Genomic DNA, 343 nt, shown 5'->3' with positions numbered 1-343 from the left:
AGGTCACCGCGATCTCCGTTCCGGGGCCGCGTCGTTTCGGGCGCCCGCCCTATGTGACGCAGCGGATCGCGATCGCCACGGGAGGCAGCCATGACCGAACCCCTTGCTCCGCCCGCCTGGACGGCCGCCGCCGCGCGGGCCGCCGCCGACCTCGGGCTCGGGAGCGCCTTCGCCGGGCTGGATGCGGGATCCTGGGCGCGGCTGCGCGACCGCACCGCCGAGATCCTGATCGCGCAGGGCAGCCCCCCGCCGCCGGATTGGGAGCCCGCGCTCGCTCGGGCCCTGGGCCGTGCCGATCCGGATGTCCTGGCCCATGACGAGGCCGACGCCGTGCTGGCCGAAC

Annotated in this window: 1 protein-coding gene; it reads left to right on the top strand. The window is 76.4% G+C overall.

What is annotated here, in order from left to right; genetic code table 11:
* Positions 1–90: 90 nt before the first annotated feature.
* A partial coding sequence (locus FV233_RS29930; protein WP_147899682.1) for a hypothetical protein occupies positions 91–343 on the top strand: 253 nt, incomplete at its 3' end.

The organism is Methylobacterium sp. WL7, assembly GCF_008040085.1.
Lineage (GTDB): Bacteria > Pseudomonadota > Alphaproteobacteria > Rhizobiales > Beijerinckiaceae > Methylobacterium > Methylobacterium mesophilicum.
The sequence above is the reverse complement of the archived record's forward strand: the minus strand, read 5'-3'. Positions and strand labels throughout refer to the sequence as shown.